We start from the raw sequence: 24,667 nt of genomic DNA, 5'->3' as shown, positions 1-24,667 counted from the left end.
TAAACTTTTTTAAAACCCTTACTATGAAAACTCTAAAATCAATTAGTTGCTACCTAATACTATCCTTGGCATTAAGTTCATTTACCTCTTGCGATAGTGATGATGATAACACCACTCCTCCAATAACACCCGGAGTCAGTGTAACTGTAGCTAATACATTTCAATCAACTACCATTACAAGCGGGGTTGAAACTGCCATAGAAGATTTATTCATGCAACCAGCAGGATCATTAGAAGCAACAGCAACTATTGAAAATGCTGTTGAATTTCCTGCTTACTTGCTAGGTTTATATGATATAGACATTGATCAAAACACCATTTCTTTTGAATTGGTTGCACAAACTGGAGATGCAACCTATGGAGATTTATTTAGAACATTAGAAACAGGAACTTTTGATCGATATTATTTTACATTCGATGAACCGCAAAATGTATCTGGGTTTACTTCTGATAACGATTCTGTTACTCTTAGAATCGATTCTAATAGTGTTCTAGTAGTAGAAATTGGAGCAGGATTTAATTTTAATCCAGGAGCTAGTTTTACTATAACACTAAATTAATTTAGAACATACACTTAACTAACTGTATGTACTATCAATGGGTACATACAGTTCTCTCTAAAAAAAGCAGTCTTATTCTTTTAATCAAATTTTATATATAAGAAAAATACTATGAGTAAAGAAAAAACCAACATGATTATAGACGAATTGTTTCGTGATTCTAAAGGTGATTTTTTTAAAATGATTAAGGCTGTTTCTAAAAGTGTAGTCCGTCCATTAAAGCCAGAAGATTTTAAAGATGTATATCTTTCGATATCTAAAGAACAAGGAGAAGATCTTACAAAATTAATTATACAAAATAAGTATAAAAACATTGTCGAATTTGGAACCTCATTCGGGATATCAACCTTATACTTAGCCTTAGGCGTGATAGAAACTAATGGGCACATTATCACAACTGAGTTAATTACCTCTAAAGCTAATAAAGCAAAAGAAACGTTCAAAAAAGCAGGAGTAGACAATCTTATTGATCTAAGAATTGGGGATGCTATGAAAACTTTAGAAAATCATAAAACACCTATAGATCTATTGTTTTTAGATGGTTGGAAAGATGTGTATCTCCCATTGTTTAAAATGCTAGAATCCAATTTTCATACCAACACTACCATTTATGTAGACAACGCCAATATGAAAGAAACGCAGCAGTTTTTAGACGTTATTAGTCAACAACCAAAATACAGATTACAACCTCTATATAATGGTAAGGTATTCTTAATTAGCATGCTATAATTACAATGCAACAGCCATCTATAACATATAGCAAACGTACTATTTGGATTCATTGGGTTTCTACAGTACTAATTTTTGGATTAATCTATACAGGAATTAATATGGAGCATCAAGCTGTCAGTGAGCGTAAATTTATACTGTACCAAATACACTTCTCATTAGGGGTTTTAGTATTTCTATTAACGATCATTAGGATCATTGCTTTATGTACAGATAGGAAACCCAAGAATTTATATCCCAAAAATTCTGTAAGAGAAAGGGTTAGAAAATGCGTTTACTATGGCTTCTATATTAGTATCATCTGGATGTGCGTGTCTGGATTAGCATCTCTTTTTTTAGAAGGAATTATTCACTCATTACAATCTAGTAATTGGCAAGATTTACCAGAAATAAGTGTAGATGGTTTTCATCCCATTATGTTATCGCATCACATAATGGCCAAAATGATATTCCTTTTATTATTATTTCATATTTCTGGATTTGTATTGCACTTGATACAGAAAAAAGAAAACACGTTAAAGAGAATTTGGTTTAATTAATATATATATATATAAATGAAAGAAAAAGAGATTATAAGAAACGGACAAGGTGACAACTACAATTATTCTCAGGATCATTGCTTTATCAAACTTTCTTCTGATAGCACACAAGGAGAGTTATGTTTTGTAGAAGACACCTTAAAACCTGGATTCTATCTAGCTAGACATCATCATAAAATCATGACCGAAGTATTTTATATATTAGAAGGAGAAGTAGAACTAATTTTTGATGATGAAACGATTATCGCAAAACCAGGAGACACGGTTACTGTGCCACCAAACGTATGGCATGCTGCAGGTTGTGCAGAAGGTGGAAAAATGCTTAGTATATTTAAAAATGGTCAATTTGATTTATACCTAGAAAAGCTATCAAAGATGTCTGATAGTGATTTTGAAGATGCTGAACTTATGAAAGCTATAGCTGCAGAATTTGATATCTACGAAGAATAAGGAATACTACATAACAATGCACCTAGACCACATATGAATTCATATGTGGTTTTGTTTTGTGGGGAATTTTACACTATTTTTAGATCCATAAAACAAAAATGCCTGTAAAGTTAACGAGGTATAATACGTTTGTAAACGCTTACAAGTAATTACAAACGGTACTATACGCAATACCTATACACGCATGTTACCACCAATTATGAAGAACATCCTGCTTTACATTTTACTTTGTTTTGTTTTGACCAATTCTCTGGCTCAAAACAAATCTACACTTGAAATGGTTCGTGAGAATAGCGGAATGGATTTGACCATTAGTACATTGGAAAGTTATGTATCGAAAAACATAAAAGAAAAAGAACAGGTAGCTGAGTTTTTCTATTACTGGATTGGTTTAAATATTAAATATAACCAAGAAGTTTTAGAAAAAGATAAAACAATTGACGAGATAGAAAACCTGTCAAATCCGATTGTAATATTTAACGAAAGAAAAGGAACCTGTAATGGTTATTCTGTACTTTATCAATACTTTATGGATAAATTCGACATAGAAAATGAAATTATTTTCGGCTATGCTAGAGATGAAAAAAACTTAACGGTTGAACCAGATTTGGATTTAGATTTTTATCATTCGTGGAATGCTGTGAAAATTGATAATAAATGGCAACTTATTGACGCTACTTGGTTAAACGAAACCGAAAATACACAATTAGGCTTTTATTTTAATATCAACCCTGAAAAACTAATTCTAGACCATTATCCCAATGACGATAATTGGCAGTTATTAGAAAAACCCCTAACTCTTAAAGAGTTTAATTCTCAGCCATATATTCATTCTTTCTATTTCCAAACGGGATTTCCTGAAAAACCAATCTTGAGAAGTGACGAAAACTATTATTATTTAGAATTTAAGAAAAACCCTAATAAAAACTGGCTTGTCAAATTGACCTACAGCTTTGAAAATTCAGAGTTTAAATCTGTCGAGCCTGAATACGTAAAAAACGAAAACGGTTTTACATATAAATTTGAAAAAGATAGAATTCCTAAAGGTTCAATTATAAAAATGGACTTGACCGATTTTAATGAAAGTAATCAATCAATGCAGACTTATGAAAATGTCGGGTATTTTACTCTTTAAAAAATAACAGGTGGTAACACGGTGTATAAAACATAGCTAATAAATGCTTTACCAAAAGGTTCGTGCTTATTTGCAAAGACCGCCAAATTTTTAATTTGGCTTTTAAAAGTGAAAAATTAAATCAAAATATAATAATTCGGCTATGTGTTTAATCCGAAAGGTAGTATCTTTTTACACGCTACGTTTCATACACAAACCGTTAGCTGTAATTCCCCACGTCAGGACACTTTCAAAATAGATGTGGAATTTTAAAATATCTATTTATACAGAGCTTATTAATTCCTTAAGCTAATGTAAAAACGGATAGCAAAAATGAGTTAAAAATGATAATTTTGAAAAATATAAACACTTGAATTTTAGTGTCATTTTTTGACGTTAGTCAAGATTAAAAAATGAAACTATGGACGTAATAAAACTAGCAATCGAATGGGCAAAAGCCGAAGTATTCTCAACACGTTTCTTTATTTTCTTCGCAATTGGATTTTTAATCGCAAGTGTTGGATTTTGGCAATTCGGAAAAACAGATTTAGCAAAGGCTTATATCATTCCAACCTTAGTTGCAGGTATATTACTATTAGTAATTGGTAGTGGTACTAACTACACCAATGTTCAAAGACTTAAACAATTTGAAAAGGATTTTAATACCGATAAAACTGCCTTTTATCAGTCAGAAATTGAACGTTCTGAAAGCACTATAAAGCAATTTAAATTTGTATTTAAATTAGTTCCAATATTAATTATCGCAGCAGCATTATTAATTCTATTTATTAATACACCAACTTGGAGAGCAATTAGTATTACTACCATTTCAATTTTAATTGTCATTTTATTAATTGATGGAAATGCACACTCAAGAATTGAGAACTACCACAAAGAATTGAAATTGTTGGACTTAAAAAATGAAATAAAAAAATAATTGCACACAACATTGACTATAATTAATACAGGTTTTGGTGCTTAACTCAAAGTTTAGTGTATTTTTATAAAGTCCGCCAAATCTTTTGATTTGGCTTTAGAACAGAAAAGATAAAACAAAATAAAAAGTTTTGGCTAAGTGCTTAATTGAAAATTAATCGCTTTTTAATCCCGTACTAATCATAGCCTAACCGTTAGCTGTAATTAACTCACTCAATTCTGAAAAACCATAAAATGGGAATATTTGACCTTTTTAAAAGAAAAAAAGAAGAAACAGAAAACGAAAAAGAGGAAATTCTAATTTTGGAAAAACCCGACTTTAAAGAAATTGAATTAGAGAACTTAAAGGATTATTATAATTGGAACCTAAAGTTTGGAAAGCGAGAACTGAATTTAGATTTCAATTTTGAGACGAAATCGACTAATCAATCTGAGTTAGAACAAATTCAAGAGTTCGTGAATAAAATACCCGAACTTGATAATCAAAATCGGACTTTTATAAAATCAGATTTTGAACAAGACGTAAGTATGACATCTGATTATTTGAATTTCTATCTTGAAGAACTTGACGAAAGTGAATTGGCTGGAATTATTAACATAAAAAATCGAAAAAAATCAAGAAATAGTCTTTTAATGGAACAACTGAACTTAATAAGAGTAGGTATTTATCCGCAAGCTTCTTATTTCGGAACTTTTGACTATTCGATTGACATTGATGGAGAGCCTTGTAATCAACTTTTAGTTGTTAATATTAATAAAGATGGAACTTTAGACCATATAACTTGGGAAAGTTGAGAGCAAAAATAACTACAGCTAACACGGTGTATAAAACATAGCTAATAAGTGCTTAACCGAAAGGTTTGTGTATATTTAGAAAGTCCGTTAAAGACAATAGAAATGAAAAGAGTAATTCAAATCATAATTCTGATTTCCATATTTATCACTGGATGTGAAACTAAACAAAATCAGAAATACGAGCTAAGTGGAAAACAAAGTATTATCATAAAGGAAATGATAGATGCAGTAAACAAAAAAAACGCTAAAGAATACGTGAAAGGTTTTGCGGATAAAGTACAAGTGTATGTCGAATCGGATTTAAAAGTTGACGGAAAAGAAAACTTAATTAATAACAGAGCTATACACTTTGAAAGTCATCCAAACGTTCGCTCGGAAATACAACATCTAGTTGAAATAGACAATAAAGTAATTATGCACGACAAAGTTTGGCTAGATGAATCTGATAAAATAGGGCAAAATATTGTTGAGATTTTTACTTTTGAAAATGGAAAAGTTATTCGAGTTGATGTAATTCAGCCTAATGATTTATTTCGGAACTAAAAATAACTGGCTACAACAATGTATAAAAAATAATAGCGGTTTAATCGCTAAAACGGAGGTAAGTAAATATAAAAAAAGGCTGTGTTAATCCGAAAAGTTAGTGTCTTTTACACTCCACGTTTCATACACAAAACCGTTGTATCTAATTCCAGAGCACTATCGGAATGAAAATCACAAATAGAAGCCTACACGACACATTCTTCCATTTTACTAGAAAAGAACCTCTGTACAGCATTAACATCAAAACAACTAGCTAAAGAAACTCTGCTCATTCTACAAATATCAACCAAATCACCACTACGTTTATATAATTTATTAAATGCTTAAATTAGTCCCAAACTCAAATAGTATTAACAAATGAATAAACTTAATCCCTCTATAAAACATCATTTATTAATAGGTGTATTTATAGGAATTTGGATGTTCTGTTTCGTTTACTTTATAAGACCATTTGAGATTGAATTCTTTTCAAACACCAATTGGGTAGGTCTCGGAATTGGGTTTTCCTTTCTTACATTTTTGTGTTACGCTATTGTAGCTGTGATACAAAACAGGATCTATAAAAAGATAGTAAGATGGAATGTAGTTTTTGAGATTATAACTATTCTATGTTTATGTTTGATTTTAAATATTGTTTTCTATAAGTATTCTAAAAGTTCAATTATAAATAGTGTCTATAACTTTTCTTTCTTTTCTTTTCTATTTGCTAAGACATCTATTGTATTAGTCCCATTATTAATATTCTCTAGACTATATGTTGTAAGACTTATTCCTCCTAAAGAGGCCTTACTCACTATACGAGGTGATAATAAACTAGATATTCTTAAAGTATACCCTTCAGATCTAGTAAGTGCATCTAGCTCCCAAAACTATGTAGAGATTTTCTATTTAGATAATGGAGAATTAAGTTCAAAACTTATTCGTTCTTCATTAAAAAAGTTGCATCAAGAGATCCCTTTTTTGGTACAAGTGCATCGTTCTCACTTTATAAATCCAACACATTTTAAGTCCTGGAAAAACCAAAACACGATTTTCCTTACCCAAATGGAGGTTAGTGTTTCTAAAAATTATAAAGATAGTATTCTAGCCTTATAATTTTCGTACCTGAAAAATCATCTTTCGTCCCAAGCCCATATTATTTAACGGTTTGAAGCTTTTTTAAATGTATTTTTATCCCGTGATATTTATTACTAACGATTCTTCAAAAAAGCTTCATAAATGAAAAACATATCATTATTACTCGTTCTTATAAGCATACATTTTCAGATGAATGCCCAGTTTTGTAAAAACGAAAAAAATGAAATAGTTATTGGAACAGCAGATTCTTTATATTCTCATGTACTTAAAGAACAACGTGATATTTGGGTACATCTTCCAGAAGAAATAGAAGAAGAAAAAAAATACCCTGTAATATATGTATTGAATTCTCCCAGGCATTTTTATCCCGTTACAGGCATGTTAAAACTATTAGAAGATTTTGATATTCCAAAGTCTATTGTTGTGGGAATTACTAATACAGATAGCACTAGAGATTTTACTCCTACAAATGTTCTTATAGGACGACAAGGAAATTCTGTCGAAACTTCTGGCGGTGCTTCTAATTTTCTAGAATTTATGCAATGCGAACTTGCTCCATATCTCGAAAACAAATATCCTACAGATAAGTTGAGTACCATTGTAGGGCATTCTATAGCAGGACTTTTTACGGTATATGCCTATGTAAATCACCCAGATGTTTTTGACAATTATCTGGCTATAGATCCAAGCCTTTGGTGGGATAAAGAAAATCTAGTAAAGCAATCTAAAAAATTACTTAAAAAAGACAATTATCAAAACAAATCTTTACATCTTGCTGTAGCAAATAGTTATAAAGTAGATACTGTTAAAGTAAGAAGAATGGATGATGAACCCACCGAAGGGTTAAGAGCCAATCTTAAATTTCATGATATACTGGTAGAAAATCAAAAACATCTTGAAACATCTTGGAAATATTATCCAGAAGAAGATCACGGAGGTATTGTAACACTGGGAATGTACAATGGTTTACGATCTGTATATAAATGGTATAAATTTAAAGAAAGATGGCGCTTTAATACTCCAAAAAGATATAGTAAAGAAGAGCTAACACAACCTTTTTATACTCACTTTAATAAACTTAGCATTCGGTTTAAACGTGATATGAAACCAAAATGGGAATTTGTAAATGATTTAGGGTTCTTTATGCTAGACGTACACGACTTACCCAAAAAAGCCAAAGCCTATCTGGATATTAACCTACATTTTTATCCAGAAGAATCTAGAAGTTATGTAGCAATGGGTGATTTCTATTCAAAAACAAAAGAAAACCAAAAAGCCATAGAACAATATCAAAAAGCTATTGAAATTGATGGTAATAAAGATGCTCAAAAAAAGCTAAAAAAACTAACTAAATAAAAATTGTAACCTAGAACAGTACAGCTTTATAGATAACTAAAATGTTAAGATATTGTTGAATAATTTAAATTTAAAAAATCAACAAAATAACAACACAGCATAAAATTAATTACTTATCTAGATCTAATTCTGAAAATCTTTCCAAATATTATGTTCTGTTTCTATTTGCTAACTTAGTTGTTTAAACAATCCGACTAATCGTATACAAACAGTTACAGGCAATTATTCACTTTTGATCGGACAACTTTTTAGGAGGGATATGCTGAGAGTATGGAGTTTTCTTCTGATTAACAAAACAGACAAATACTTTGCAAAAAGGAATTGCCCAAATATTTTACGATGGTATCGTGGAGAGTTACGCTATCCAAACGTTAGCACGCTATTAAATACCAGATCATGGTCGTGATAATTTTTTATAAATTCAAATTTGAAGCGGAGTTGTGATGTGTTAATCTAAGGGAAATGAAATATCAGTTTCCTTTACCAACGGATCATACAGGATATGTATATTCCATAAGTTTGAATACCTCCGAAAAAGTTGGGATTATAAATTGTTATAAAACCTGAACAACAATACCTTTATTTATTATTAATTTTGATCTAAATAAAACAGTACACAACTTTGTGTGCCATTTGAAAAAACATTTTATAGATTGAACAAACTTTTAAAATATCGCGAAAAATTAAACCTCACTCAAGAAGAACTAGCTGAAAAAGCGGGTATTTCTACAAGAACGATTCAGCGAATAGAAAAAGGTATTGAACCCAAAGGACACACCCTAAAAGTCTTGGCCAAGGCTTTAGAAATTAACGAAAATGATTTAAAAGAAAATCAAATTAAATCTGAGAGTATCAATTATCAACTTATAAAATACATTAATCTTTCGTCCCTACCCCTTATTATGATCCCTCTAGGAAGTATTGTTTTACCCCTACTTATCATAGGTATAAAAAAACAATTCAATCCTCTGACCAAGCAAATAATTTCTTTGCAAATTCTTTGGTTTATTCTTTCTATAGTTCTCTTTTTTTTAATCGTACTTTTTACCGAAAATGGTAAAATCATTTTATTCTTAAGTTGTACCATTCTGTTTAACATCTTTATAATTTTAAGAAATGCAGTAGAGCTTGACAAAAACAAGAAGCTATACATTAAACTGAATTTCAACATCATATAAATAGTGTCAGATAATTGTCACCTCATTGTCAGATAACTTTTTGCTGTTTTTTTGATTGGTATTTGGAGATTTGAAACTTCAAATATCAATCAAAATTTAAAATGAAAATGTACAGACTAATTTTTGTAATCGTATTAACTCTAACAGCAAAAAACAGTTTTGCTCAAGTATCAAATAATTCAAACTTGTTTATTGAGTTAAAAGAAGCAGATAGCTTAATTTTTAAAGAAGGGTTTAATAAATGTAATTACTTAGCTCTAAAAAAAGTACTTCATAAAGATTTAGAATTTTTTCACGATCAAAATGGTAGTTCAAATTTAGAAGATTTTTATAAATCATTTACCAGCAGTATTTGCTCGAATCCTAATTTTAAACCCATTAGAAAATTGGTAAAAGAAACATTAAAAGTATTTCCTTTAAAAAATAATGGAGAAATATATGGCGCAGTACAAACAGGTGATCATGTTTTTTTTATTAAAGAGCCTAATAAAAAGCTATATGCTACCGAGCGAGGTAGATTTATTCACACTTGGATTTTAGAAAATGGACAATGGAAAGTGAAACGAATTTTAAGTTATGAACATAAACCACCCAAAAAAAATTATGGAGCTAAATTCGATGCTGATTATGCTTATAAACTATTTGATAATGATAAAGAAATAGAGAAATTATTAAAAAAACATAATATTCCATCCATCGCAATAGGACTAATAAAGAAGGGAAAAATTCAACAAATAAGAACATTTGGGGATAAAAAACCAGGTGAATCCATTTCAAAGAACAGTATATATAAAGTTGCATCTTTAACCAAACCCATTACTGCTTTTGTGACTTTAAAATTAATTGATGAAGGGGTTTGGAATTTGGACAAACCTGTTTCAAAATATTTTATAGATGAAGATGTAAAGTATAGTAAATATGTAAACAAACTAACTACAAGACATATTTTATCGCATCAATCTGGTTTTCCTAATTGGCGATATTTGACGGATAACAAAAAATTATCATTTCAATTTAAACCTGGATCAAAATGGCAATATTCTGGAGAAGGTTTTGAGTACTTACGTAAAGCGATTGAAAAGAAGTTTAACCGCCCTTTTGAAGAAATTGCCCAAGAAAAATTATTTAATCCATTAAGAATGAATAGCACCTATTTTTATTGGACAGATAAGATTGATGATAAACAATATGCGGTTGAGCACGATGAAAACGGAAAACCAATAAATTACGAAAAACATACTGTTGCAAATGCTTCGGCAAATTTATTAACTACAGTAGAAGATTACGCTAAATTTTTAGGGTATATATTGAACGGAGCAGGTTTGTCTGAAAAAACTTATAATGATTTTCTAAAAGTCCAAGCAAACGAAAAAGTAGGAATTGATTGGAGTTTAGGAATGCAAATGTTAACTAACTTACCTAATAATGAAACTGCATTTATGCATACAGGTGGAGATTATGGCATAAAAACTATTGCAATAATCCTTAAAAACTCTAAAGATGGTTTAGTACTATTTTCAAATTCAGAGAACGGAATGGTTTTATGGCAAAAAATTATATCTGAATATTTCGGAGCTATTGGAGAAGAAATTGTTAGAAGAAATTTAGAACAATAAGAAAAAGTACGGCACATAATAACATATATAAAAACAACTATTAAAAGCCAAAATTATGGATTAGTTCTTTTCTTCTATCTTTGTTTGCCAACGGAAAATTAGCAAACAAATCTGCTACTTTTTATATACAAAACCGCTGTTAAATAATTTTATGAAACCTATACTATTTATACTTTTTGTTATTTGTTATAGCTCAATATTTGGACAAAATTTAATCGATTATACAAGTGATTTTGATTTATTAGGAGATGTTAAAAAGGTAGAAGAAAAGTCATATTCTTTAATATTTATAGCTATACTCGAAGCAAATGGTAAACTAGCAGAGCAATCTAAACTAGAAGATCACAGGGTTTTGTCTTTTAATAAAAAGAATATGCTTATTGACGAATATGAGAAAAATAAATATGGAGACGTTGTTAAGTGCCAATACATTTATGACAAAAATGACTCGTTAATAGACATTAAATATAACCAACAATCGTCTTTAAATAGAAGATTAAATAAAATTAGCGCACATTTCGGAAAAGAAATGATGACCCATACGGGAATTCTAAAGAGCTATAAATCTACATCATTACCCATGAAAAATTTTTATGATTCGAAAGGTAGGATTTCAAAAGTATACTACCAATACAAATCATACAACAACAAAAAGATTTCTAACTGTAACTTTTCATATGATGGCAGTAATTTGAAATCAATAGATTGTTATGACAGTAATGAAAAAATATTTTTTAAGAGGGAATATTCTTATGACGAGAAAAATAAAATTTTAAAAGAGAAATATAAGGTATATAACAATCAGGAATTAAAAAAAGAAACTACATCTTTTTTTAATAACAAAGGAATTGTAACCAAAGAATATACAGAAGAATATAAAAATGATAAAATCCATTTAGTTATAGAGGTAATTTATACTAATTTCAAAAAATTAAGTACTATTATTACTAACCCCACAGACAATACTATCAGAAAAAAAATTAATGAATATGATTTAAAAGGTAATTTGCTTTCTCGTACAATGATTAATAAAAAAGGAGATAGCATTGTATATAAAAATTTCAAAACATATTCATATGATAAGCATAATAATATCTTAAGTTACAAGGAAACTTCTTTCGATTCAGAAACTGTTTCTAGTATAAATGAAAAATTTAAGTATAAATATGATAAAAATGCTAATTGGATTATAAAATGTAATTGCCTTGATAATGAACCCGTAAAAACAACATTAAGAAAAATTGATTATCACAACTCTGCTTCAAATGAAACAATCAATAAAACAAATGCTATATTTTTTTGTGATCCAAATTATGAAAAAAGATTAAAAAAGCTAAGGAAGGAAATGGAAAGTGATCATCGAAACGATATTCCTGATATTGAAGAAGAAGAAAATTAATATTGTCTAGTACTTTATATATATGTAATACTGGGATGATGGTTTAATATTGATGACCAAAATATCAGCAATATATACTACTGCATTTGCATGATTAAGATAAAGTGATATATTCGTAATAACGAATATAAACAGTACTTATTCTTAACCCAGATTACTAGAATATAAGTAGGCATGATCGCATATATTCGGCACTATATCTCATTACGACGACTCAACACCATTATCCAACAATTCAGCTTTATAAAGTATTTAAATATTAAAAAAAATGTAATTTTTGAAAATATTAATCAATCAAATACTACGATGAAATCAAAAATCATTTGCATAATCGGACTTTGCTTATTCGTTATAAGTTATTGGATATTTACAAAAGGTAATGAATTTGCTCACAGTCAAAAACCAATTGATTTTGCTCATTGGCTAAATTTGATTGGAGCAGTTTTACTCTTGAATTTCAATAAAGTATTTCCAAAAAATAAAATCGGAAAAATCGCTTCTGTACTAACATTCATAGGAGTAGTCGCATTTATTGGACTAAATACAATCGACTTTATTTCGTGGAGTTTTGGAAATGATAATAATGCAAGAAATATCTTTTTAAACCAATTAGCTAGCACACCAGCGATAGCTTTTCCATTTGTTTATGTTGGTCCATCTTTACTTTTTTTAGGACTTACAATTCACGCTATAAATTTTATCAAGTCAAACCTTATTGGATACATCCTAACGGTATTTGGAGCCATTTTCATGGGATTAGGCTACTTCTTGTGGAATAATTTAATCTATACTGCATTGGGTGTATCAATTTTTTCTTTAGGTTTAATTCTAATACTTAGTAAAATAAACACAAATGAAAACGTTGCACAACAGGATATATAAAACCTAGCTAATAAATTCTAAACCGATAGATTTGTACTTACTTATAAAAACCGTTAAATTTTTAAATTTGACTTTTAGAACAGAAAAGTTAAAAACAAAAGTTCGGCTCTGTGTTAATTCGAAAAATTAGGTAACATTTTGCCTTGCTACGACATATATATTAAACAATCTAAGCAATTTGTAAAAACAGAACTATGAATAAAATTTTGGCATTTTTATTAATCTTTATTTTAAGTATTTCCTGTACACGGAATATCGAAAAAAAGAAAATTCTTTTCATTACAACCAATGTAGATAAGATGAAAAATGAACCAAATGGAACGTATCTGATTGAATTGGCAATCCCCTTCAATAAATTTTCTGAAAAAAATATAGAAATTGATATTGTATCACCAAAAGGTGGAAAAATCCCAATCTATCATAACGGAGATACTACGGATTTAGTCAAAAAAATTATCAAAAGTGAACTATTCAAAAATAAAACAGAAAATAGTTTAAAACCGTCAGAAGTAAATTCAGAGGAATATTTAGCTGTCATAATCCCTGGTGGGTATGGGCAATTTTGGGACACTCATAAAAATACAGATGTTCTTCATACAATATCGGAAATATATGATTCAGGAGGGATTATCGGAACAATTGGTCACGGAACTGCTACACTTATCGATGTGAAATTAAAATCGGGTCAATATCTGGTCAAAGACAAAACAATGACCAGTTTCCCTACATGGAATGAAAAAAATATAATGAAACAGTCTGATTTTGGAAAATTATTACCTTATGATATGGAAATTGAATTAAAAAAAAGAGGAGCTAATTTGAAAATATATAATCACGAAAAGAAAATAAATTATGAAATTGTTGATTCCCAAAATAGATTAATAACAGCATCTTTCGCAAATAGTGGAAAATTTGTAGCAGATGAAGTTCTTAAGTTCATTAATCCAGTCGAATAAGAAACGGCTTACAACAAGGTGTATAAAACTTTAAAAATTAGAACGACAGATTGAAATCTTTCATAAAAACAATAGTTATTTTTTTTACAAAAAACATTAATTTTTCAAATTTCTGGGTTAGAAATGGTGTTATACTTTTAGTAATTTCAATTGTATTAAATCATCTTTTCGAACCAAAACATTTTCCATTTAATGAAGATTATGAATTTCCTTTATTTCCTATAGTGGTTTCTATTATTGGTGGAGGTCTAATGATCCTTATCGCTCGCTTTAATTTTATATATTTTAAAAAAAAATACTTCACTAAAAATATTAGTATACAACTACTTTTACGTTTCCTATTTTCAACTTTAGGGTATATCACTATACTCTATTTCTTCTTTTATTTTGGTTTAAACGGTTTGATTAATGGAATTGAATCATACAGTATTTATCATTTACTAACAGGACTTTCACTCTCTCTACTAGTTTGTACGCTAGGAATTGCCCTTTTATTTTCTACCGATATTTATAACCTTCACAAGCTTACCTCGATAAAAGGCGTTCTTAAAGTGCAACAAGGAGGTAAAACAACCTTGGTTAACTATTCTGAAATTGCATTCATATATAGTGAAAACAAAATAGTGTATGTAACAAAAACTGATGGAACCTCCATTATAACAGATTTTACCCTCAACGAAGTCGAAAATGAAGTCAACAAACAAAGTTTCTATAGAGCCAATAGACAAACTATACTTCACACTCGTGCTGTTGAACAAATAAAATCTATAGAAAACGGTAAGTTATCAGTCTTACTCAAACCCACAATTTCTGATGAAAAAGCTTTTCAAATAAATATCAGTAGATATAAAAAACAAGAATTTATGAACTGGTTTAAGAGTAAGCTATAAAATGTAATGATTATTCAGCTGTTATTTTGATACCATTCAGTAAAAACAAGCCGTAGATCACTGTTTATATTGCTTTATCGTTATTACTTCGCTTAAAATTAAAAACGATAAAAAAATGAACAAAAGCTTTTTTACAACAAAATTGACACCGGTAATCGCAATAATCATTTGTTATATTTTATACCTATCAGGATCCTTTCAAATGATGATAGCCGCTTTATTATTAATAATAGCAAGTGCGGTTGAATACAAAAAGGAACTTTTTAGCTCTTTAGGTTTTCAGCGTAAAAATTTAAATATAAAAAGGCTGTTAATTGTAGCACCACTTTTGGGTATAGCTATCTTCTTATTTTATGGCTATGTCTTGATGCCAGGCGTTACCTATCTAACAGGGAAACCTATAGACTTTTCTGAATTTGAATCCTATGAAGGGAACTTGCCTGCTTCATTAAGCTTACTTGCTCTTATTTGGGCTTCGGCTGCGTTCGGCGAAGAAATTGTATTTAGAGGGTATCTAATGAGACAATTCACTAAGTTTTTTGGATCAAGTAAGATCAGCCTTGTCATTAATATTCTACTATTTGGATTTATTTTTGGCTGGCTACACGCATATCAAGGAATAAGTGGACAGATCTTATCAGGTATTACAGGTATGCTTTTAGCTGTTATTTTTCATATCCGCAAGAGCGATTTGTGGTTCAATATTGCTGTTCACGGATTTATTGATACTGTTGCATTAGTATATATGTATTATGGTTGGCTTTAATAGTTAAATAATAAAATCTATGTATAAAGAAACACAAGGTTTTTATATTTAACGGAAGTGTTTACGGTTATTTACAAAATCGCCAAATATAAAATTTACTACTAATGTCTTATCCTATATTTTTAAAATTGCAGTCCTGCGATAGGCATTTGCAGAAATCATAAGAGTAAAATATTTATATTTGGCTAAGTACACATCCGAAACGTATCGTTTATCATCCGCCCTACGATTATTGCAATAAAGGCAAATAACATAAAATAAGATCGAAGGATTTAATCAAAAAAAATGTTTTTAATTGTCGTATTCTGTATTTATCACTTTAATAATATTCTTTATTAATTTTAGTATATCAATCAAAAACGGCAAAGCCGCCTAGATAAAAGTGATCTGCACTAACTATTGATCTAGATTATAAAAGAAGCCTATATCAATTCTTACGTCCTATTACATATATAGTCAATACCATACTCCCTAACCAAAACAAGCACTTTAGTTACTGTAAAGATGCTTTCGCTAATTCTACGTTTCATAAAAGCTATTGATATCCTAGGTTTGAGGTATTAACTATAAAGAACAATACTATGAAGAATCAATTTAGCTTAAACATCAAAACTCCATGTACTGAAAATTTTAACGACTTTTCTTCAACAAGAAAAGGTGGATTTTGTAATTCTTGTACCAGAGAAGTCATCGATTTCTCTAAGATGAATTCTACAGAGATCATTAATTATTTTAAAACTAATTCTACAAAAAATACGTGTGGTAGATTTAATAGTAGTCAACTAAAAACATACAACTATAGCGTAAAGAGAAAAAGTATCAGTTACATCAGCGGTATCGCATTTGCTTTCTTAACCTTGTTTTCATTTACTAAAACACAAGGACAAGATCTAAAAAATAAAACAAGAATCTCCGATAATAATCCTTCAGAACTTAAGGTCGCTAGTGCTCAAAACAACATTACCGTAAAAGGTATCGTATCAGAAAGCGGAGTTCCTTTACCTGGTGCCAATATTGTTTTACAAGGAACAACCATAGGCACATCTACCGATTTTGATGGAAATTTCGAATTTCCAATAGCACTTAAAAAAGGAGATGTCTTAGTATTTAGTTATATAGGATTTACCTCTAAAAAAGTAGTAATAAGAGATCAAAAATCCGCAAATGATATAGCTCTAAAAGTAAACTTGAAAATGGATGGTTGTGTATTAATGGGTAAAGTTGCGGTAAAAAAAGTATATAGCTCAAAAAGAAATTAATCAAATTGCATTGTTATGAAAACTAGTCTCTATCTTTTTTTATTCATTTTTTTTGGTAATTACTTAAATGCTCAAGTATCGGACTTTAAGCATATCGATTTCACTAGAGCGGACAATATTGCTAAACTACACAAAGGAGCTTCTTTAGAGAATCTACCACTATTAGCACACGAGCTTACGAATTCACTGCCTACAGAAGTCGAAAAATTTAGAGCGATCTATGTGTGGGTTTGTCAAAATATAAAAGGCGATAATACGCAGTTTACTAAAGTGAATAAAAAAAGAAAGAAACTAAGACAAGATTCCATTTCATTTATGAGGTGGAACCATGAATATAAAAAAACTGCTTTTAAAAAATTATTAAAACGCAAAAAGACAATGTGCACAGGATATGCATATTTAATTAAAGAATTATGCCATTTGTCTAATATAACCGCAGAAATTGTGGATGGATATGGTAGATCTGTGGAATCTAACATCAAAACATTAGAAATGGCAAACCATTCTTGGAATGCAGTTTTACTAAATAGCAAATGGTATTTATGCGATGCTACTTGGTCTAGTGGTTATCTAAATGAATATAACGTTTTTGTAAGAGCATATAATGATGGTTATTTTTTAACAGATCCTCTACTATTTGGAAAAAATCATTTCCCCATAAAACAAAAATGGTTATTGACTGAAAACATTACAGCGATTAGTTTTGTAAATGCACCATTAGTCTACGGAGAAACATTTGAAAATAACATCACTCCTATTTATCCACAAAATATGGACCTATCAATAAATAAAGATCAAGAGGTTATATTTAGTTTTAAATCGAATAAAATTGTTTCGGATAAAAACATTGCATTAGTTTACTATATAGGCATTGAAGAAAGAACATTAGAAATTTACAACAAAGAAAAATCTGATGATATCCAGTCGTTTAAACATACATTTAAAAACAAAGGCATTTATGATACTCATTTAAAAATCAACGGTGATATTGTAGCAACCTATACTATTAATGTTACTAAAAGTTAGGCATCTAATCAACAGGTTAAATTCACTCAAAATTTAGTATCTTTTATTGCAGAAAAAACGTTAAATCTTAATAACAAGAATAAAAAAAGTGATCTCTAAACTCTCTTCATTCCTTGAACCCTTAAGAAAAGAACCTAAACGACTTTTTCTAATTGATGGATTGGGAGCGCTAGTTACATTATTTTTTTTAGCTGTGGTATTAACAAAGTTTCAGGAGTATATTGGGATGCCTAAAAAAGAACTCTATTTTTTATCCATCTTTGCTTTGTTTTTTTCGGTGTATTCTATGACTTGTTATTTCTTAAAACCCGTTAATTGGAATATTTTGCTAAAAATAATAGCTTACGCTAATCTTTTATACTGCTTTATTACAATTGGATATCTATACTACTTTTACGAAAATTTAACTGTTATCGGGTTGCTTTACTTTATCATAGAAATATTGATCATATTTGTATTGATTAATTTAGAACTAACAGTTGCTAAATCCTAGAACAAGATATCTTATCTTATTTTTTGGAGAAACAAACAGCATAAAACAATTCTATGAAACCTAAAAAGATTATACCTAGATCATTATTATTAATGGCAACTCTGATCGTTATACTCTGTGGTTGCAAAAATCAAGAGAAGAAGATTTCGGAAACTGTAGACACTAAAAACATAAAAATTCCATTTGAATTAACTCCATATAACAATATCAAAATAAAAACGGTCCTAAACAGTAGAGATACATTATTTCTAAAATTTGATTCAGGAACAACGGGTCTTCTACTTACTCACGAAGCCATAAAAGAAAAAACTAATTTATTGGACCACAAAAAAGAAATAACTCCAACACAAAACTATGTAAAGCTCAAAACTCCAGCCTCGTTACAAATAGGAGAATTAGTATGGGATAATCTAGAAGTATATCCTGTAAAACATTCTGGTCAAGGAACGGATGGCCGTTTTGGTTGGGATCTATTTAAAGACAAAATAATATCCTTAGATTATGATAAAAATCTTTTGACTGTACACAATGAATTACCCGATCTAAAAGGATACACAAAAACGAAACTCGAAGTTGTAAAAACTATATTATGTCTTAACGGAGAAATTTCTATTAGAAACAAAAAGTATAACAGTCGTTTTTTATTCGACACAGGATATCAAAAAGCCTTACTCCTAGACAGTATCATATTAAGTGAGCAATCATTCCCTAAGGACTTAAATCTTATCAAAACCAATCAGTTAAGAAATGGCGCTGGAGATATATTCATAACCAAAGTAGTTGAGATTCCTACTCTAAAGATTGCTGGACAACACATACATAAATTACCGACACAACTTTTAAACAGAGAAAACCCGGCAGGAATCAAAACTCATATTTTAGGAAATGAATTACTAAAAAGGTTTAATACCGTTTTTGATTTCAGGAATAATACTATGTATCTTATTAAAAATTCGCTATCCGAAGTACCATTTAGTGATGCTTCATAAAAAAAACCTCACAACTCTATCTCTTGTGAGGTTTTCCGGTTTTAAACAAACACATTGAAATTATGCTCTTCCTATTTTTTTGGTAACATTACAGTTTCTAATGTATGAATCATACCGTTAGAAGCCTCTATATCGGTTTTCATTAACCTACCGGCATTACCATTTTTATCTATTAAATAAATTTTTCCTCTTTTTCTACTCGCTATTAATCTAGTCCCTCCAAGAGTTCTTAATTTTACACTTCCGCCACCATCATTAATAGCCTTAATGATGTCTTCTTCATTTATTGTCCCAGAAATGATGTGACAATTCATAATAGCAGAAAGCTTTTCTTCATTTTTTTCTTCGATAAGCTTTTCTATTATTCCTTCAGGCAATTTTTTAAAAGCACCATTTAATGGAGCAAAAACAGTATATGATTTGGTTCCGTTAAATTTCGTAGCATATTCAGAAGACTGAACTATTTTATTCAATTCCTCAAAAGCGATATCATAAGATATCAATTCCTTAATTGTTGAAGTATTCGTTTCTACAGTAGGAATATCCGCTTGCGCAATTAACTTATCATCTAAGGATTTAGATTCTTTCTTAACCACAAGTCCTTCACAGGAAACAAACGTGATTATTAAGATAAGTGAAAAAACGTTAAATAGACTTTTAATCTTCATGTTCTAAATTGATTTTAATGGAGTAATTATTAGTTATTGATAACAATTTTATAATCAAAGTATTACTTGATAACGGGTTAAAACTATTGTAATTAACGTTAACAAATGTTAATAAATGAGTATTCGTAAGAAGCTAATTAGTATGCGTTTTCACACCCTTGTGGTTGTACCGTAATTAGTATAAAAACCAGTGTTTTCTAATTAAAATGAATGCTAATAAGTACAATCTAAAATATACTATCAACTTAAAAAATGTTATTTTTAACATGATCATCTTAAGCAAACTCATTTAATTCAAGCCATTATGAAACCAAATAACTTTTTAAGTCTTCTCTTATGTTCTATATTATTTATTCCGATTTATAGTCAAAAAAAACTCTCCAACAATAAAAAGGCTATTATAAAATCTATAGAAAAACATCAAGAAGAGCTTACTAAAATCAGCGATGAGATCTGGGCATTAGCAGAAACTGCTTTCGAAGAAAATCAATCTTCCAAGCTACTAGCTGATTATGCAGAAAAGCAAGGATTTACTGTAGAACGTGGAGTAGCAGGAATGCCTACAGCTTTTGTTGCCACTTATGGATCAGGAAAACCTGTAATAAGTGTGTTAGGAGAATTTGACGCATTACCGGGTATCTCACAAAAAGCGCAACCAACCAAATCTCCACTGAAAGAAGGAGCTGGAGGACATGGTTGCGGGCATAATCTTTTTGGAGCAGGAAGTCTTGGTGCAGCTATTGCTGTAAAGGAATTGATAGAAAGTGGAAAAATTAAAGGAACCGTGAAATTTTTTGGTACGCCAAGTGAAGAAAAATACTTTGGAAAGATATGGATGGTAAGAGAAGGATTGTGGAATGATGTAGACGCTAATATTAGCTGGCACCCTTCTGCATCTACCAAAGCAGATGTGCAAAGTTCATTAGCACTTGTAGACTTTAAAATTGAATTTTTTGGACAAGCAGCCCATGCATCTGCAGATCCATGGAATGGTAGAAGTGCTTCTGATGCCTTAGAAATTTATACGACTGGAATTAATTATTATAGAGAACATGTAAAACCAACAGTTCGTATGCACTATCATATCCAGGATGGAGGACAAGTAGTTAATGTTGTCCCCGATTATTCTAGGTTATGGATGCGAGTACGTGACACGAAGCGTTCTGGAATGATGCCTGTATATGAGCGAGTAAAGAAAATGGCAGAAGGTGCAGCAATTATGGCAAATGTAGACTACAAAATCTCTTTAATATCAGGTATTTATGAAGTATTAGTAAATCGTGAAGGCGGGAAATTAATGCAAAACAATCTAGAACTTCTTGGGCCTATTACTTATACTAATGATGAAATTGCTTTTGGAAAAAAGATTCAAGACGTTACTAAAAAAGAACAAGTAGGAATGGACAGTGCCATTAATCCTCTTGAAGAGACTAAAGAACATCCAGGAGGCGGTTCTACAGATGTAGGAGATGTAAGCTGGAACGTTCCTAATATTAATCTAGGAGTAACTACTGCTCCAAAAGACACGCCTTGGCATTCGTGGGCAGTGGTCGCTTGCGGCGGAATGAGTATAGGTCATAAAGGAATGCTTTATGCATCAAAAGCAATGGCAATGACCATGACAGATCTTTATGAAAATCCAGAAGCATTAGAAAAGGTAAAAGCAGAATACAAAGAACGTAAAGGAGATGAAGTCTATGAAGCTATTGTTCCCGAAGGTCCTCCTCCGGTGCCAAGTAACAGTAAAAAATAATATGACTGGTAACATATGAAACTTTTGACAAAAAGAATCACACTATCGCTTTTACTAATACTACTAATTTTTGTAGTACATATACTAATATCAACTGGTTTTTTTAGGTCTGTAGAAAACAATTTTGAAGGAACAGTTTTAAAAGAGATTTCTATCAAAGGTGCCGAAGATATTACGGTAAATATATCAGAAGGTTTTGCGCTAATTTCATCTACCAATAGAGAAATCTACCCTCCTATTATGGAAGAAAAAGGAGCTTTATATTTTATGGATCTCAAAGACAATAGTTTTAATTTAACTAATCTTACCTCTTCTTTTAATAAACCTTTTGCTCCACACGGTATATCGATGATTAAAAAAGATAGCACCTATACAATTATGGCTATTAATCATACTCCAAAAGGGCATTCTATAGAAGTTTTTTCTATGCAGGATAAAAACCTGATTCACAAAAAAACTCTTAAGCATCCTTCACTAATTAGTCCAAACGATCTAGTTCTTATTGATGAAAACCGATTCTATATAACAAACGATCATAAATATACGGATGGATTTGGTAAAATATTAGAGGAGTATCTGGGACTTTCTATTTCTAATGTTTTGTACTATGATGGAGAAAACTATATAGAAGTTGCAGACGGAATTGCCTATGCCAACGGAATTAATTTTGACCGTAAGCGTAACTTATTATATGTAGCGTCTCCAAGAGCTTTTTTGGTCAAAGCATATACTAAAAAAGATGATGGTACGCTAGAATTCATAGAAGACATTCCTTGTAATACAGGAGTAGATAATATTGAAATTGATTCTGAAGGAAATCTGTGGATAGGAGCCCATCCTAATCTATTGCGCTTTGGATCTTATGCTAAAGGTAAAAAAGAAACCTCTCCTTCAGAAATTATAAAAATCACCTACAACGGAAAGAATGACTATACCATTAAACAACAATATACAGATGACGGAACGGGAATGTCTGGATCCACTGTGGCTACACCTTATAAAAATCTTATCATTACTGGGAATGTTATGGACGACCATTTTCTAATTTTAAAAGTAAAAAAATAGATCACTCCATTAAACAATGTATTTATTTATTCACTACAATGACAGCATCTTTAAAAAATCACATCCTAAGGTTTGTACATCCATCAGAAAAAGAAATAACTAATTTCATAAACCTTGTTGAAATTGAAAATATTGCTCCCAAACAATTTATTTTAAAAGAAGGAAATCATTGTAATCATAATCATTTCATTGTAAAAGGCTGTTTTAGATCATTTTTCGTCAATAAAAAAGGGGTAGAAAAAACAGTGAATTTCGGCATAGAAGATTGGTGGTTAACGGATTTTGATAGTTTTATTAATAAAACTCAAACACAACTTAATATCCAAGCTACCGAAGATGCTGTAATTTTAAAAATCAGTAGATCTAACCTAGATAGTATATTACAAAACTCTTTGGAAATCAATAAATATTTTAGAATTATTCAAGAACGAGTTAGAATAGCCGATCAAAAAAGAATACAATATATGTTCAACCTATCAGGAGAAGAATTATATAACACCTTTTATAAATATAATCCAGAGTTTGTACAGCGAGTTCCACAGTACATGTTAGCTTCTTATTTAGGATTTACTCCAGAATTTTTAAGTAAAATAAGAGCAAAAAAGCGTTCTTAATATGTTTCTTAATCTAGATTAAGTTTTTCATCATTTCATATGTTGAATTTTGCTTTAAACAAATAACAACATACTTATGAAAGCAGATAGAATAGATATCGGTAAGATTAAACCAAGTGCGTACCAACCATTGTTTGATTTACATAAAAATTGCAAAAAAAGTACCTTAACAGATCTAGAGTTTTTATTGATCGAAATAAGAGCTTCTCAAATCAATGGTTGTGCATATTGTATACAAATGCACATAAAAGAAGCTATCGAAAAAGGTGAAAAACAATATCGTATCCACGCGTTACCTGTATGGCGAGATTCTCCATTTTTTACATCCGAAGAGCAAATCATTATAGCAATGACTGAAGAAATTACTCTTATTTCTAATAATGGATTATCAGAAACCTTATATCAAAAAGCGATCAATACATTTGGAGAAGAAAAAGTAATCGATATCATTATGGCTATATGCGGAATCAATGCTTGGAATAGAATTGGAGTTGCTACATTGCTAACCCCTGCACCATCACAAGAATAAAAAATCGTTAGTTATTTTCTTATGAAAATCATTTATATCAAACTCTTTTTAAGAGTTAGTATCGCTATTGGTTTTATTTCTGCAGTAGCAGACCGATTTGGATTTTGGTCAAAAGAAAATTCTGCCTGGGGAACTTGGGGTAATTTTCTAGAATACACTAAACTGCTAAATCCTTGGGCTCCCGAATCTATTATTAATGTTATTGGTATCATAGCCACGCTAGCAGAGGTATTATTGTCAATCTTCTTACTTATAGGATTCAAAACTTCATTATTTGCTAAAGTTAGTGGAGTTTTATTACTAATCTTTGGAATTTCTATGACAATTACATTAGGTATTAAGGCTCCTTTAGATTACTCAGTATTTTCTGCATCTGCAGCAGCATTTGGTTTAAGTTTAATAAAAGAAAAATATCTAGAAATTGATCAGTTGTTTTAAAGAAGTACATTAAAATTTGGTATTGTAGCTTTAACCATTAATTAAGT

General features: G+C 30.1%; 26 protein-coding genes. 25 read left to right on the top strand and 1 reads right to left on the bottom strand.

Going from position 1 to position 24,667, the window contains the following annotated elements:
* Nucleotides 1-23: 23 nt before the first annotated feature.
* The 20 genes from J8L88_RS11350 (at nucleotide 24) to J8L88_RS11255 (ending at nucleotide 19,553) form a co-directional block, all read left to right on the top strand.
* Nucleotides 24-560, top strand: a complete 537-nt coding sequence (locus tag J8L88_RS11350; protein ID WP_155839640.1) for a hypothetical protein — start codon at nucleotides 24-26, stop codon at nucleotides 558-560.
* A 111-nt stretch (nucleotides 561-671) separates the two neighbouring features.
* Nucleotides 672-1,289, top strand: a complete 618-nt coding sequence (locus tag J8L88_RS11345) for an O-methyltransferase (protein WP_211060781.1) — start codon at nucleotides 672-674, stop codon at nucleotides 1,287-1,289.
* A gap of 5 nt (nucleotides 1,290-1,294) precedes the next feature.
* Complete coding sequence (locus tag J8L88_RS11340) at nucleotides 1,295-1,828, top strand: cytochrome b/b6 domain-containing protein (RefSeq protein ID WP_211060780.1); 534 nt, start codon at nucleotides 1,295-1,297, stop codon at nucleotides 1,826-1,828.
* Between the two features lie 15 nt (nucleotides 1,829-1,843).
* On the top strand, nucleotides 1,844-2,278 hold the full coding sequence (locus J8L88_RS11335; protein WP_027392581.1) for a cupin domain-containing protein: 435 nt from the start codon (nucleotides 1,844-1,846) through the stop codon (nucleotides 2,276-2,278).
* Nucleotides 2,279-2,477: 199 nt separating this feature from the next.
* Complete coding sequence (locus J8L88_RS11330) at nucleotides 2,478-3,413, top strand: transglutaminase domain-containing protein (protein ID WP_211060779.1); 936 nt, start codon at nucleotides 2,478-2,480, stop codon at nucleotides 3,411-3,413.
* A gap of 400 nt (nucleotides 3,414-3,813) precedes the next feature.
* The gene (locus tag J8L88_RS11325) at nucleotides 3,814-4,329 is read left to right on the top strand and encodes a hypothetical protein (protein WP_118387176.1); all 516 of its coding nucleotides are present in this window, start codon (nucleotides 3,814-3,816) and stop codon (nucleotides 4,327-4,329) included.
* 233 nt (nucleotides 4,330-4,562) lie between these two features.
* Nucleotides 4,563-5,123, top strand: a complete 561-nt coding sequence (locus J8L88_RS11320; RefSeq protein WP_118387178.1) for a DUF2004 domain-containing protein — start codon at nucleotides 4,563-4,565, stop codon at nucleotides 5,121-5,123.
* Nucleotides 5,124-5,225: 102 nt separating this feature from the next.
* Entirely contained in the window at nucleotides 5,226-5,666 is a 441-nt protein-coding gene (locus tag J8L88_RS11315) for a hypothetical protein (RefSeq protein ID WP_120650534.1), read from the top strand.
* 357 nt (nucleotides 5,667-6,023) lie between these two features.
* Nucleotides 6,024-6,761: a LytTR family DNA-binding domain-containing protein gene (locus tag J8L88_RS11310; RefSeq protein WP_118387182.1), complete on the top strand. Its 738-nt coding sequence runs from the start codon at nucleotides 6,024-6,026 to the stop codon at nucleotides 6,759-6,761.
* A 123-nt stretch (nucleotides 6,762-6,884) separates the two neighbouring features.
* Nucleotides 6,885-8,099 carry an alpha/beta hydrolase-fold protein gene (locus J8L88_RS11305; protein WP_118387184.1) on the top strand — a complete coding sequence of 405 codons (1,215 nt, stop codon included), beginning with the start codon at nucleotides 6,885-6,887 and terminating at the stop codon, nucleotides 8,097-8,099.
* 653 nt (nucleotides 8,100-8,752) lie between these two features.
* Nucleotides 8,753-9,277, top strand: coding sequence for a helix-turn-helix domain-containing protein (locus J8L88_RS11300; protein ID WP_118389965.1), 525 nt, complete (start codon nucleotides 8,753-8,755; stop codon nucleotides 9,275-9,277).
* Nucleotides 9,278-9,384: 107 nt separating this feature from the next.
* Nucleotides 9,385-10,893: a serine hydrolase gene (locus J8L88_RS11295; RefSeq protein ID WP_162897361.1), complete on the top strand. Its 1,509-nt coding sequence runs from the start codon at nucleotides 9,385-9,387 to the stop codon at nucleotides 10,891-10,893.
* A 151-nt stretch (nucleotides 10,894-11,044) separates the two neighbouring features.
* Nucleotides 11,045-12,292, top strand: a complete 1,248-nt coding sequence (locus J8L88_RS11290) for a hypothetical protein (protein WP_118387188.1) — start codon at nucleotides 11,045-11,047, stop codon at nucleotides 12,290-12,292.
* A 306-nt stretch (nucleotides 12,293-12,598) separates the two neighbouring features.
* Nucleotides 12,599-13,174, top strand: coding sequence for a hypothetical protein (locus tag J8L88_RS11285; RefSeq protein ID WP_035084928.1), 576 nt, complete (start codon nucleotides 12,599-12,601; stop codon nucleotides 13,172-13,174).
* Nucleotides 13,175-13,368: 194 nt separating this feature from the next.
* Nucleotides 13,369-14,130: a DJ-1/PfpI family protein gene (locus tag J8L88_RS11280; protein ID WP_118387190.1), complete on the top strand. Its 762-nt coding sequence runs from the start codon at nucleotides 13,369-13,371 to the stop codon at nucleotides 14,128-14,130.
* 50 nt (nucleotides 14,131-14,180) lie between these two features.
* Nucleotides 14,181-15,020: a LytTR family DNA-binding domain-containing protein gene (locus J8L88_RS11275; protein WP_027392591.1), complete on the top strand. Its 840-nt coding sequence runs from the start codon at nucleotides 14,181-14,183 to the stop codon at nucleotides 15,018-15,020.
* Nucleotides 15,021-15,135: 115 nt separating this feature from the next.
* Nucleotides 15,136-15,786 carry a CPBP family intramembrane glutamic endopeptidase gene (locus J8L88_RS11270; protein WP_027392592.1) on the top strand — a complete coding sequence of 217 codons (651 nt, stop codon included), beginning with the start codon at nucleotides 15,136-15,138 and terminating at the stop codon, nucleotides 15,784-15,786.
* Between the two features lie 581 nt (nucleotides 15,787-16,367).
* A complete protein-coding gene (locus tag J8L88_RS11265) occupies nucleotides 16,368-17,045 on the top strand; it encodes a carboxypeptidase-like regulatory domain-containing protein (protein ID WP_211060778.1) in 678 nt (225 codons plus the stop codon).
* Between the two features lie 15 nt (nucleotides 17,046-17,060).
* On the top strand, nucleotides 17,061-18,071 hold the full coding sequence (locus J8L88_RS11260; protein ID WP_027392594.1) for a transglutaminase domain-containing protein: 1,011 nt from the start codon (nucleotides 17,061-17,063) through the stop codon (nucleotides 18,069-18,071).
* A gap of 546 nt (nucleotides 18,072-18,617) precedes the next feature.
* Nucleotides 18,618-19,553, top strand: a complete 936-nt coding sequence (locus J8L88_RS11255) for a hypothetical protein (RefSeq protein ID WP_118387201.1) — start codon at nucleotides 18,618-18,620, stop codon at nucleotides 19,551-19,553.
* Nucleotides 19,554-19,624: 71 nt separating this feature from the next.
* Here the strand turns inward: J8L88_RS11255 and J8L88_RS11250 are convergent, their stop codons facing one another.
* Nucleotides 19,625-20,221, bottom strand: coding sequence for a fasciclin domain-containing protein (locus tag J8L88_RS11250; RefSeq protein WP_027392596.1), 597 nt, complete (start codon nucleotides 20,219-20,221; stop codon nucleotides 19,625-19,627).
* Between the two features lie 304 nt (nucleotides 20,222-20,525).
* Between J8L88_RS11250 and J8L88_RS11245 the strand changes: the two genes are divergently transcribed.
* The 5 genes from J8L88_RS11245 (at nucleotide 20,526) to J8L88_RS11225 (ending at nucleotide 24,620) form a co-directional block, all read left to right on the top strand.
* Nucleotides 20,526-21,974, top strand: a complete 1,449-nt coding sequence (locus J8L88_RS11245; protein WP_211060777.1) for an amidohydrolase — start codon at nucleotides 20,526-20,528, stop codon at nucleotides 21,972-21,974.
* A gap of 15 nt (nucleotides 21,975-21,989) precedes the next feature.
* A complete protein-coding gene (locus tag J8L88_RS11240) occupies nucleotides 21,990-23,039 on the top strand; it encodes an SMP-30/gluconolactonase/LRE family protein (protein ID WP_027392598.1) in 1,050 nt (349 codons plus the stop codon).
* 38 nt (nucleotides 23,040-23,077) lie between these two features.
* Entirely contained in the window at nucleotides 23,078-23,653 is a 576-nt protein-coding gene (locus J8L88_RS11235; RefSeq protein ID WP_027392599.1) for a Crp/Fnr family transcriptional regulator, read from the top strand.
* 76 nt (nucleotides 23,654-23,729) lie between these two features.
* Nucleotides 23,730-24,182 carry a carboxymuconolactone decarboxylase family protein gene (locus J8L88_RS11230; protein WP_118387207.1) on the top strand — a complete coding sequence of 151 codons (453 nt, stop codon included), beginning with the start codon at nucleotides 23,730-23,732 and terminating at the stop codon, nucleotides 24,180-24,182.
* A 21-nt stretch (nucleotides 24,183-24,203) separates the two neighbouring features.
* Entirely contained in the window at nucleotides 24,204-24,620 is a 417-nt protein-coding gene (locus tag J8L88_RS11225) for a hypothetical protein (protein WP_027392601.1), read from the top strand.
* The last annotated feature ends 47 nt before the right edge of the window (nucleotides 24,621-24,667 follow it).

This window comes from Aquimarina sp. MMG015 (genome assembly GCF_018100855.1).
GTDB lineage: Bacteria > Bacteroidota > Bacteroidia > Flavobacteriales > Flavobacteriaceae > Aquimarina > Aquimarina latercula.
Note: the sequence above shows the minus strand (reverse complement) of the source record. Positions and strands in the feature narration are given on the sequence as shown.

Excerpts from the sequence above, each read along its gene's own strand:
- J8L88_RS11350 (WP_155839640.1), top strand. The coding sequence starts at position 24 with ATGAAAACTCTAAAATCAATTAGTTGCTACCTAATACTATCCTTGGCA.
- J8L88_RS11345 (WP_211060781.1), top strand. The coding sequence starts at position 672 with ATGAGTAAAGAAAAAACCAACATGATTATAGACGAATTGTTTCGTGAT.
- J8L88_RS11340 (WP_211060780.1), top strand. The coding sequence starts at position 1,295 with ATGCAACAGCCATCTATAACATATAGCAAACGTACTATTTGGATTCAT.
- J8L88_RS11335 (WP_027392581.1), top strand. The coding sequence starts at position 1,844 with ATGAAAGAAAAAGAGATTATAAGAAACGGACAAGGTGACAACTACAAT.
- J8L88_RS11330 (WP_211060779.1), top strand. The coding sequence starts at position 2,478 with ATGAAGAACATCCTGCTTTACATTTTACTTTGTTTTGTTTTGACCAAT.
- J8L88_RS11325 (WP_118387176.1), top strand. The coding sequence starts at position 3,814 with ATGGACGTAATAAAACTAGCAATCGAATGGGCAAAAGCCGAAGTATTC.
- J8L88_RS11320 (WP_118387178.1), top strand. The coding sequence starts at position 4,563 with ATGGGAATATTTGACCTTTTTAAAAGAAAAAAAGAAGAAACAGAAAAC.
- J8L88_RS11315 (WP_120650534.1), top strand. The coding sequence starts at position 5,226 with ATGAAAAGAGTAATTCAAATCATAATTCTGATTTCCATATTTATCACT.
- J8L88_RS11310 (WP_118387182.1), top strand. The coding sequence starts at position 6,024 with ATGAATAAACTTAATCCCTCTATAAAACATCATTTATTAATAGGTGTA.
- J8L88_RS11305 (WP_118387184.1), top strand. The coding sequence starts at position 6,885 with ATGAAAAACATATCATTATTACTCGTTCTTATAAGCATACATTTTCAG.
- J8L88_RS11295 (WP_162897361.1), top strand. The coding sequence starts at position 9,385 with ATGTACAGACTAATTTTTGTAATCGTATTAACTCTAACAGCAAAAAAC.
- J8L88_RS11290 (WP_118387188.1), top strand. The coding sequence starts at position 11,045 with ATGAAACCTATACTATTTATACTTTTTGTTATTTGTTATAGCTCAATA.
- J8L88_RS11285 (WP_035084928.1), top strand. The coding sequence starts at position 12,599 with ATGAAATCAAAAATCATTTGCATAATCGGACTTTGCTTATTCGTTATA.
- J8L88_RS11280 (WP_118387190.1), top strand. The coding sequence starts at position 13,369 with ATGAATAAAATTTTGGCATTTTTATTAATCTTTATTTTAAGTATTTCC.
- J8L88_RS11270 (WP_027392592.1), top strand. The coding sequence starts at position 15,136 with ATGAACAAAAGCTTTTTTACAACAAAATTGACACCGGTAATCGCAATA.
- J8L88_RS11265 (WP_211060778.1), top strand. The coding sequence starts at position 16,368 with ATGAAGAATCAATTTAGCTTAAACATCAAAACTCCATGTACTGAAAAT.
- J8L88_RS11260 (WP_027392594.1), top strand. The coding sequence starts at position 17,061 with ATGAAAACTAGTCTCTATCTTTTTTTATTCATTTTTTTTGGTAATTAC.
- J8L88_RS11255 (WP_118387201.1), top strand. The coding sequence starts at position 18,618 with ATGAAACCTAAAAAGATTATACCTAGATCATTATTATTAATGGCAACT.
- J8L88_RS11250 (WP_027392596.1), bottom strand. The coding sequence starts at position 20,221 with ATGAAGATTAAAAGTCTATTTAACGTTTTTTCACTTATCTTAATAATC.
- J8L88_RS11245 (WP_211060777.1), top strand. The coding sequence starts at position 20,526 with ATGAAACCAAATAACTTTTTAAGTCTTCTCTTATGTTCTATATTATTT.
- J8L88_RS11240 (WP_027392598.1), top strand. The coding sequence starts at position 21,990 with ATGAAACTTTTGACAAAAAGAATCACACTATCGCTTTTACTAATACTA.
- J8L88_RS11235 (WP_027392599.1), top strand. The coding sequence starts at position 23,078 with ATGACAGCATCTTTAAAAAATCACATCCTAAGGTTTGTACATCCATCA.
- J8L88_RS11230 (WP_118387207.1), top strand. The coding sequence starts at position 23,730 with ATGAAAGCAGATAGAATAGATATCGGTAAGATTAAACCAAGTGCGTAC.
- J8L88_RS11225 (WP_027392601.1), top strand. The coding sequence starts at position 24,204 with ATGAAAATCATTTATATCAAACTCTTTTTAAGAGTTAGTATCGCTATT.